Annotated in this window: 6 protein-coding genes; 4 read left to right on the top strand and 2 right to left on the bottom strand. The window is 38.9% G+C overall.

The features are described from left to right. The coding region (locus WJP93_RS10475; protein WP_337548196.1) for a histidinol-phosphate transaminase at positions 1 to 877 on the bottom strand (877 nt) is incomplete at its 3' end. 289 nt (positions 878 to 1,166) lie between these two features. On the opposite strand from WJP93_RS10475, the gene WJP93_RS10470 reads away from it, so the two are divergent. From WJP93_RS10470 to WJP93_RS10455, 4 genes are all read left to right on the top strand, one after another. Continuing rightward, a complete protein-coding gene (locus WJP93_RS10470) occupies positions 1,167 to 1,805 on the top strand; it encodes a polysaccharide deacetylase family protein (RefSeq protein WP_337548194.1) in 639 nt (212 codons plus the stop codon). A 78-nt stretch (positions 1,806 to 1,883) separates the two neighbouring features. After that, the gene (locus WJP93_RS10465) at positions 1,884 to 2,825 is read left to right on the top strand and encodes a MoxR family ATPase (protein WP_118615583.1); all 942 of its coding nucleotides are present in this window, start codon (positions 1,884 to 1,886) and stop codon (positions 2,823 to 2,825) included. 15 nt (positions 2,826 to 2,840) lie between these two features. Next, a complete protein-coding gene (locus WJP93_RS10460; RefSeq protein ID WP_118615585.1) occupies positions 2,841 to 3,980 on the top strand; it encodes a DUF58 domain-containing protein in 1,140 nt (379 codons plus the stop codon). Further along, positions 3,970 to 5,247: a hypothetical protein gene (locus WJP93_RS10455; RefSeq protein ID WP_337548190.1), complete on the top strand. Its 1,278-nt coding sequence runs from the start codon at positions 3,970 to 3,972 to the stop codon at positions 5,245 to 5,247. Before WJP93_RS10460 ends, WJP93_RS10455 begins: the two co-directional genes overlap by 11 nt. Before the next feature lie 101 nt (positions 5,248 to 5,348). On the opposite strand, the gene WJP93_RS10450 is transcribed toward WJP93_RS10455, so the two are convergent. Further along, positions 5,349 to 10,130 (bottom strand): DUF5722 domain-containing protein, encoded by a 4,782-nt coding sequence (locus WJP93_RS10450; protein ID WP_337548188.1) that lies wholly within the window; start codon positions 10,128 to 10,130, stop codon positions 5,349 to 5,351. Positions 10,131 to 10,148 lie beyond the last annotated feature (18 nt).

Here is a 10,148-nt window from a genome sequence, read left to right as displayed (position 1 = left end):
AATTTCCACGGCAGTCTCTTGTCTCGTATCCATGCTTTGTGAGTTCTGCAAGAGTATATGCCTTTCCCTCTTTTTCCGTTTCTATTAGCTGCTCAATCATCTCTGGATGATCTAAAATGCGTTCTGCAAACAATAACGCAATCGCATTTGCATCAAATGTCAGCTTCGCATTTTTCACATAATGAATAATCTGAGGATTGCTGATTACAACGCCAAGACGACATGCAGCAATCGAAAACAACTTTGAAAATGTACGCAAAAGCACAACATTTTCTTCATTCAGTGCATATTTTAAGAAAGTATTTGGATAAAAATAATGATACGCTTCATCAATAATAACGATTGCACCGACTTTCTTTGTTTTTTCGATTACCTTTTCCAATTCATCTTCAGTGTAAACATTGCCGATCGGATTGTTTGGATTTAATAGCACTACAATTCTAGTATTTTCTGTAACGGCATCTAAAATTTTATCAATCGAAATCGTCATATCCGGCTCATATGCAACCGGAACATGATGAAGGCCAAGAATGCTGCAGTTTACCCAATACATTTCAAAGCTTGGTGCAACTGTGACAACATCTTTTCCTTTTTCACCAAATGTCTCTAACAGATAACGTATTCCCATATCAGAACCATTTACTGCTACTACATTTTCATATGATGCGCCAATATAGGCTGCATACTTATTCAAGAAGCGATCCGGCTCAGGATATATCGAAAGAAATTCTGGTGTAATCTCTTTTAATACGCTGTCTACAAATTCCTTTGGCAGTCCCTCCGGATTTTCATTCATATCATAGCGCAGATAATCATAACGGCCCTGCTGCGGAAAAACGCGATTTGTATTTTTAATATGTTCATCTACATAATACATAATTTGAAAACCATCCTCTCATAATGTAACAATTTTTTTCTCTTGTTTTTATTGTACTACAGATAATCAAAACATACAATAAGAAAAATCATCATGAATCCAACCTTCTTTACATATCAGTTATTAAAAAGGTATCAGGTGTCCTTCCATGTTCAATTTTCAAAAAGGTGTCTTTCATCCATTTTCTTTCAAAACTCTTTTAATTTCTGCTGCTTTTTTGCTTCTTCTGCTTACCGCTTTTACACTTCCCGCCGCCGTAATGGTAAGCACTACCCAAGGTTCACGAGAATTGCCAATTTATTGTGTTCAGACTGATCAAAAGAAAATTGCGCTTACATTTGACGCAGCCTGGGGCAATGAAGATACAGCTGATCTTTTGTCAATTCTGGCACGAAATCAAGTTCATGCTACCTTTTTCTTAACAGGAAGCTGGGTAGATGCCTATCCTGATGATGTCAAGGCAATTGCTGCTGCCGGACACGATATAGGAAATCATTCACAGACACATCCAGAGATGAGCACACTTTCAAAAGAACAGATCCGCGATGAGTTAATGCAGGTACACAAAAATGTAAAGGAACTGACTGGTCAAAATATGTGCTTTTTCAGACCACCTTACGGCGACTACAACAATCTTTTAATACAAACAGCAACAGAATGTGGATATCTTAGTATTCAGTGGGATATTGACAGCTTAGATTGGAAAGACTACGGTGTTCAATCTATCATTGATAGAACTGCATTAAATCCTGAGCTTTCAAACGGATCCATCATTTTGATGCATAATGGTGCCAAATATACAAAAGATGCACTTGAAACTGTTATTTCAACACTTCAGTCAAAGGGTTATGAATTTGTAACGCTGTCTGAGCTTGTTTATAAAGATCATTTTCACATGGATCCTTCTGGCAAACAAATTCCTGATTAATTACATCTTTTTTCCACTTTTTTTAATAACTATGCTATACTGAAAACAAAATTTAAATGCTTCAGAAAAGGAGATTTTATGAGTACACTAACGAAATTAAAAGAAAACATTGAATCCGTGATCGTTGGAAAGGGAAAGGTGATCGATATGGTCATGACTTCCTTAATTGCCGGCGGTCATATTCTATTGGAGGACGTTCCTGGAACAGGCAAAACAGTTATGGCTAAGTCACTTGCCCGCTCTTTGGATGCCTCCTTTTCCCGTGTACAGTTTACACCAGATTTGCTGCCATCTGATGTAACTGGATTAAACTATTACAATCAGAAGCAGGGTGAGTTCGTATTTAAATCAGGCCCTGTTTTCTGCAATATTTTATTGGCAGACGAAATTAACCGTGCTACACCAAGAACACAATCTGCACTTTTAGAATGCATGGAGGAGCGTCAGGTTACTGTTGATGGAAAGACCAGACCCCTTCCTGCTCCTTTTATTGTTATCGCAACACAAAATCCTGTCGAGACAACTGGAACATTTCCTCTGCCTGAGGCACAGCTTGACCGTTTCTTCATGAAGCTTTCTATGGGTCTTCCATCTAAAGAAGAGGAGCTTTCTATCCTGACGCGTTTTGAACATGCCCAGCCGCTTGCTGAACTGTCTGCTGTATGCACTACTGAGGAAATTGTTGCAGCACAAAAGGATTATAAAAAAGTTTTTGTTCATCCGCTTCTGCTTGATTACATGACAGAGCTTTCACAGCAAAGCAGACGTCATCCTTATGTAGTTACTGGAGTAAGCCCACGAGGAACACTTGCACTTTTGAACGCATCAAAGGCGTATGCCTTTTTACATGAACGAAGCTTTGTAGTTCCAGAAGATATCAAGGCAGTAGCAGTCTTTGTTCTCGCACACCGACTTGTCTTAAGCCGCGGCGTTGGCAGCCAGTCAACCGGTACTGAAATTATTGAAAAGCTACTGTCTGATGTTGCCGTTCCTACTGAAAACTGGGGAAAACACGAATAAGACTGAGGATTTGCCATGAAAATACTTCTTTTATTAGCCGCAGCAGGTCTTTTATACATATTGCAGGATTTGATCTACAAAACTTTTTGGGACAAAAATCTCTCTGTCTCAATCCACTTTCAAGACAAGGCGGTTCTAGAAGGCGAACAAGCCACACTGACAGAGGTTATTGAAAACAGAAAGCTTCTTCCGCTTGCCTACCTTAACGTTAAGTTTCAGGTCAGCCGCAATCTTGTATTTCAAAATATGGAAAATACAAGCGTTTCTGATTTCAACTATAAAAACGATGTTTTTTCTGTTTTGTTTCACCAGAGAATACGAAGAACGCTTGTCTTCTCCTGTCAAAAGCGCGGATACTATGAGATTACACAATCTGATATCATCTCATCCAATCTACTTATGACAAGTGAATATATCAGCACATTGAATCAAAATACCTATTTATATGTTTATCCTAGATATCTAAATATTGATTGTCTTGACGTACCGTTTCGAAAAATGATAGGAACCATGACTAGCCGCCAATTTTTATATGAGGATCCTTTTGAGTTTCGCGGCATACGAGATTACACATCTACTGACCCGATGAATAGCGTAAACTGGACTGCCAGTGCACGAACTGGTGAGCTTATGGTTAATGTTCACGACTCTACATCTTCTCAGGAAGCCATTATTATTTTAAATCTGGAAACAGAAACTGTATGGGTATATGAACAGCTTCACGAAATCGCAATCCGGCTTGCCGCATCAATCAGCTACTACTTCCTTAATACTGGTGTTCCCACCAGAATGATATGCAATGGAAGTGACTGTATTACTGATCAGGTTGCCGTAATTCCTACTGGAAGTGGTCTTCGTCATGTTAATGCTATTGCTGAGGTTCTTGCAAGAATCGATCTTACACGAACAGTTGTATCCTGTACAGACCAACTGCATGAACTCACAAATAAAATGGCAAACTCGACTTCTGCTCCGCTTTATATCATGATCTCTAACTCTATGAGCAATTCCCTGCAGGATGCATTTGAACAGCTGATCAAAACTGGCAGCAGCGCTATGTGGATTGCACCTCTCTACGAGGACATGGAGCTTCGCGTACGGAAAGTGCCAAATATGGAAATTATACGATGGGAGGTAAACAAATATGAGAATTAAGCTTCAGGCTCTGACAGAGCATATTCATGGATTTTTGTTAATTCTTGGAATTACTGCATTTCTCTCCTGTCTTATTTTTCCTTCTCGTTACTTATTCTACTTTTTTCACAGTTTTCTTTTGCTGATTCCATTTGCAGTTACTGCTTATGGCCAGGAAAAAATCAAGCATTTTGTCAGCTATTTCATTATTGGTATTGCATGTGCCATTTTGCTGTTTTTTATTGGAAGCAACTTTTGGGAGAAACTGTACTTTTTGATTCTTTCAGTAGCTATCATGCTAATCCGTATTCCTTCCCGTCTTCAAAAAACAGACGACTATGAAATTGTGGATGAAAACGTAATTGAATCAGGTGGTCTTTTTGATTCGCCAAGTGCCGGCTTTTTAGGGTATTTTGTTCTTCTCTTTTTTATCGCCTTGCTGCTAAAACGAAATGATCTTCAAACAATACTCTACTGGATTACATTTGCCTGGCTGACTGATTTTCTTGTATACACGAATTTAAAAAGCCTTAATCGCTATCTTTACAGCAGACGCAATATAGCAAACCTTCCCGGCAAACAGATTATTTCTACGAACCGTGCACTCATGATTGCCTTTTCAATACTGGCTCTTGTGGTCATGCTTGTTGTTCCACTTCTTCCACTAGATCATATTGTTTATTCCATCGGCATCGCTATACGTGATTTTTTGCGATGGATTTTCTCTCATTTCTCCAGTGAAGAACAGACAGTCATAGAAACAGCAGCTGAGTCACTTGCCACCTCTGGACAATCTGCTATGTTTGGCGATGTTAAACCTACACCTGCCTGGCTTAAAATGCTTTATGATATTTTATTTGCTGCCATTTTATTTGTTGTCAGTGCAGGTGCGCTTGTAGGAATTGGCTATACAATACTGATGCTTGTACATCGTTTCTACAAGCCATCTGCAGTAACTGGCGATATACAGGAATTTATTAATGAAGAAACAGAATCTACTTTTCTTCAGGATTCTGAAAAAAAAGAACGTGATTCTCTTTTTTCTATGCTGTTTAATCCGAATACCACGATTCGAAAAAAATTTAAAAAGCAGATTCAGCAGGGAAGCCATTTAAACAAAAAGGCTGGCAATTTCATTCCTGTATCACTGACTCCTCTGGAGCTTGAACAGTATGCAAAACTGCCAGATGATGAGCGCACACATCTTCTGCATGCCCTTTATGAAAAAGCGCGATATTCAAAAGACGGATGTACAAAAGAAGATGTTGCTTCATTTAAGAAATCATAACAATATAGTGAAAAGCATAGATAAAACGTCAGGAGCTATTGTATTTCCAATTGCTTCCTGACGTTTTATATATATTGCTAATATTTTATTGTTGCTCCAGATTACATACCAATACACTCTTTAATGTATGAAAGAAATGTTTTTACAATAATAACAAACCAATTCAATTCAATCTGCTGTTTATCTGATTGCACTGGTAGTGTTGCATCTGCCTCTGATGGCATTTCTGATTGTAGTGGCATTTTTACTTCTGGTTCTGACTGTGCCGTAAAAACTGTCGGCTGTGCATGATCCTCTTCAATCATAATTGCCTTCTCTTCCAATATCGCTGCTGCCTTCTGATTATCTACATCTGGTTCTACAAGAACAGATGCATATGTCTTTCCACTATCGTTATTCAAATCATGGCTCCAATTCAACACACCATTTTCTACATAATAACACTCTCCATTATACTGACATGGACCAGTATAATTCCAGTTTATCTGACCATTCTTAATATAATACCAGACTTTGCTGTGGAAACACAATCCGGTGTAAGACCAATCTAATAAACCATTTTTTATATAATACCAAGCACCATCATGTAAGCACAATCCAGTATATAACCAGTCAACAACACCTGCTCTCACATAGTACCAACTGCCCTCGTAGTAGGTCAATCCTGTATAATTCCAGTTCACCTCTGCTCGCTCTACATAATACCAGCTTCCACCATTGCTTACAAGTCCTATATAATTTTCCTCTAACGCTCCATTCTGATAATACTTCCATTTTCCATCACGAAGAAGCAAACCTGTATAGCCATTTTGTGTATTCTGGTCAAGTGGCACATACGTTCCTTCAAGTGCAAAATCTCCATCCGCATCATATACATAAACATGTGTAATATAGGTTCCATACTCATTTTTATGATCTGACGTACGGATATAACATGTTGCAGTATTCTGTGAAACACTTGCCTGATGCCAAACTAAATCATCCTGACCATTTGCCTCTGTCCATGTCGGCATCAGCACTTTCGATATTCCTCTTGAAGCCTCGATCTGAGCTGTTACACGATATCCAGTACTGCTCACTTCTGATACTGTAATCTTAACAATTTTTGGCATTTTAGAAGGTGTATTCGTAATAACACGATACATACTAAACTGTCCTGCGTAATCCCATATATACACATCATTAATATATGGGCCTCCCTTTTTATCTTTTGCCGGAAGATCAATGTATCCTGACTTTGTTGATGGATTATAATTTATATCTCTCCAAACAAGATCATCCTGACCATTCTCTGCTGTCCATGTTGCAACGCGAATCGCATTTACACCAAAAAGTGTACTATACTGGAACGAAATTCGATAATTATCGGAATTTGTCTGTGTACATGAAGCTGTAATTTGCGGTTTTCCGCTTTCTCGCTCCAAATCCTCTGGAATCTGAACATCAAGTGTTCGCGTTACGCAATTTCCTGCTTTATCATACAAATAAATAACAGAATGATACGTTCCACTTTTATTTTGATGAGCAGATGTCATTACATATGCCATTACACTTGATCCATTGACCGTCATATTCGTTGTCACTGCAGCGCCTAAGCCAAGTTTGTCTGTCCATGTTTTCATCTCTGCCTTTGACACACCAAGCGGACAATCAAAATTTGCATTCACCTGATATCCCAAAGCACTAACTTCCGTTACAGATGCAGATGTAATCTTAGGAACTGGCGTAGGAACAGATGCTGTTAATGCATACAGCTTTTTTGTTCCCCTATTATCAGTAACATACGCATGACAATTATATTCACCTCTATAATTTCCATGATTTGAAATATTTACGCGAACACTTGCCCGTCCATTTACAAATTGAAGCGGATACCAGATAAGAGTCTTTGCCTGTCCTGCGGTACTGCTCCATACTGCCACAGAAGAATTTCCAGAAAGACCATAATCACTGGCTGCTTCTACTGTAAGTGTAAATCCATTATAAGAAATATCTGTTGTATAAACATTGTAAATAACAAGTGCCTCTGCCGCACCCTTCACAGTAACACTAACTAGCACTGGCTTTGAAGCTACATTGTCCGTATCATATGCCACAATTCGAACACCATATGCACCTGTTCTCCACCCAAACTCAGAAATTGAGAAACTGCACTGAGAATATCCACCAGAAATGCTTCCCTGCTTTGTAACTGTTTTCTCTGTGCTGAATGCAATATTCCATGCACTATATTCTACTCTTGCAACCGGCTTTGTTCCGCTCACCTTGCAATATGCAGTAAATGCATCTTGAGTTACTCCTGTGTATCCCGATTCTGTAATTGTAAGTGATGGTGCTGATGTTGTACTTATACTACTGCTTTGGCATACATTCTGAATTGTAAAGCTTCCATTCTGCCATTTTTCAGTTCCATCCTGCTGCACCCAAATCTGAATCTTAGAAACATTGCTTTTTCCCTTCCAGTTTCCAAGATCAGCATATATCATCTGATTTACATTCTTTTTCAGTGCAAGCTCCGTTTCAAGCGTGTCCTGACCGCTTGTAAAACGCATGCGCACTCTCAAATTTTGATTATCTCCAGCCGTTCCTGAAATATTAAAACAAAAATAACGCTGTGAAGAAAAATCAACATTTCCTGCGCGTGCAATTCCTGCATATGTGAATGGACTGTTTGCTCCTGCATTTACGGCAATCTTCTGGCTGTCTGCACTGCAGGAAGTTAATCCATACTCACCATACCAGCCATTCATAAGAGTCGTTCCAACATTACATGACGCGGCATATCCGCCGGTACCTAAATCTGCACTCCTGTTTTTTGACGCCATTACAGAACCATATACAGATGAAAATGACGGCAATCCGACAAGCGATGCAAGTGAATCTGTATACGCAAATGATTGATCTGTATCAATGTATTTCCACACAGTCCACGCAGGCTTCTTTGCAAATGTACACCATGCCTTATTTTCATCATTATACCAAAGGCCCTGATGTATTCCCGCATCTGCCTCCGGCTTCGCATCTACTTCTCTCATTGCAATAAATGCATCAATATAAGGATTGGCTTCAGTCACATAATACGCATAAGCAAGTGCCGCTGCCTGCTTCCACTCTACATTTCCCTGGTTAAACGAATGTGATGTATATCCCTGCTCAGACAATATCACATGCTTTACGGAGCCATCTGGATTTCGCAATCCATTTTTACACAAATATCCAGTTAAAACTGAAATATTCTCCATTGAAATAAAAATCGCATTTTCATTAAAGGTTGCATTATCATTCCACCACTCTGCCTCCGTAAGTGGATTTCCATATGGATGGAATGCTACTCCCCACTCAATATCACCCTCTGCCTTCATATAGGTGTTTACATAGTCAATTAGCTCTTTTCCATCATAACGTGTTCCTCCAGACACACCATGCCAATACATGTCTAACGACATAAAAACTCGCGCATGTGCACAGCTGCTTTTCACTGCCTGGCTTGTAATTCTCATCATATTGGTATAAATATATGCATAATCCGGTGCAGACTGGTGACCTGTGTAATTCCACGAAGTATCTGCATTAACTTCATTTCCAACTATCCAGCTTGCAATATGTCCATATGCATGATCACTTCTGCCATATCGTTCACCAAGAAAATGAATTGCTGCTGAAATACATTCAATTCCTTCCTTTGAGACAACGTTCCATCCATGATATGCACCAATTGATGCATTTGCACCAGGATAGCCAAAGCTATGTGGGTTTTGATCTGGCTGCCATAATAAAATCGCATTCACAATAATATTATTTCGGTCGTACATAAGAAGTGTTTGATCTAACTTAGCAATACAATTTGACGAATACTGATATGTTTTCCCATTATATGTATAGGAATATCCGCTGCCATTAATTAGCTCATTCATTATAATATTTACATTTGTATAACTAAGGCCTAATTCTTCAATATCTGTTCCAAAAGCAATATCTGTGAGAAGCCCTTTTTTGCTTCTTGCCTGCGGATATGATGACTGATTTTCTGCCAATGCTTCTGGATTTGTAATAAAGCATCCATCACTCAATGCCTGATACGTACCATCCCTAAATTTCATTCCAACAAAAAATTTAGAATACAACTTTGACTGTGCTGTATTATTATTCAGCGGAACAGAAAATTCAAACGTATCTTCTTTTTTCACATCTGCAATCGGACTGCCTGTAATATCTTTTTGATACATCGGCTCCTCAAACAGATACAATTTCTCATCTGCTGTCTTAAACTTATGGTTAAGCTTTCCCTTGACAATGACTTGACTTCCCTCTATCCGACATGATAAAATTTGAATAATCTGAGTCACATCTCCAAGATCTAAAAAGTCAATTCCATATTCAAACTCGGTAGTTTCCTCTTCTATTTCCTCAGTTGACTCCTCTTCTGTCATTTCTTCCGATGATACTTCCTCAGAAGATTCTTCTGCAAATATATTTTCTCCAGATGATTCTTCAGGAGATTCTTCTACTGTCGTTTCAATAGCTGTTTCAGTTATTGTTTCACTTACATCTTCTCCCACTGTTGTTTCTTCATGTTCAGAAGCTGTTTCTATCGTTGACTCAGTCTCTAACGATGTACTTTCCGGTTGTGTACTCTCTGGCTGTATGCTTTCCGACTGTGGACTTTCTGTTATTACTGCTGAAGTTTCTAGCTGTGGACTAGTCTCAGTCTGCACTTCGATTTTCTCTTGCGTCTGATTCTCTTCCTGATACAAGCTAATGTCGGTTGTGCTCATTTCTTCTGCTGCTGGTATTGTTTTTACTCCAGCAAAGCTTCCCACTACAGAAAGTGAAACAGCCATAAGAAGTGCGCTTATTCTTGTTTTTAACTGCTGCCTTCTCATTTATTCCTCCCATCTTTT

This window comes from Anthropogastromicrobium sp., from assembly GCF_037349415.1.
Classification (GTDB): domain Bacteria; phylum Bacillota; class Clostridia; order Lachnospirales; family Lachnospiraceae; genus Anthropogastromicrobium; species Anthropogastromicrobium aceti.
Note: the sequence above shows the minus strand (reverse complement) of the source record. Positions and strands in the feature narration are given on the sequence as shown.

Bases quoted from the DNA above. Each gene is read 5' to 3' on its own strand.
- WJP93_RS10455 (WP_337548190.1), top strand. From the start codon at position 3,970: ATGAGAATTAAGCTTCAGGCTCTGACAGAGCATATTCATGGATTTTTG.
- WJP93_RS10460 (WP_118615585.1), top strand. From the start codon at position 2,841: ATGAAAATACTTCTTTTATTAGCCGCAGCAGGTCTTTTATACATATTG.
- WJP93_RS10465 (WP_118615583.1), top strand. From the start codon at position 1,884: ATGAGTACACTAACGAAATTAAAAGAAAACATTGAATCCGTGATCGTT.
- WJP93_RS10450 (WP_337548188.1), bottom strand. From the start codon at position 10,130: ATGAGAAGGCAGCAGTTAAAAACAAGAATAAGCGCACTTCTTATGGCT.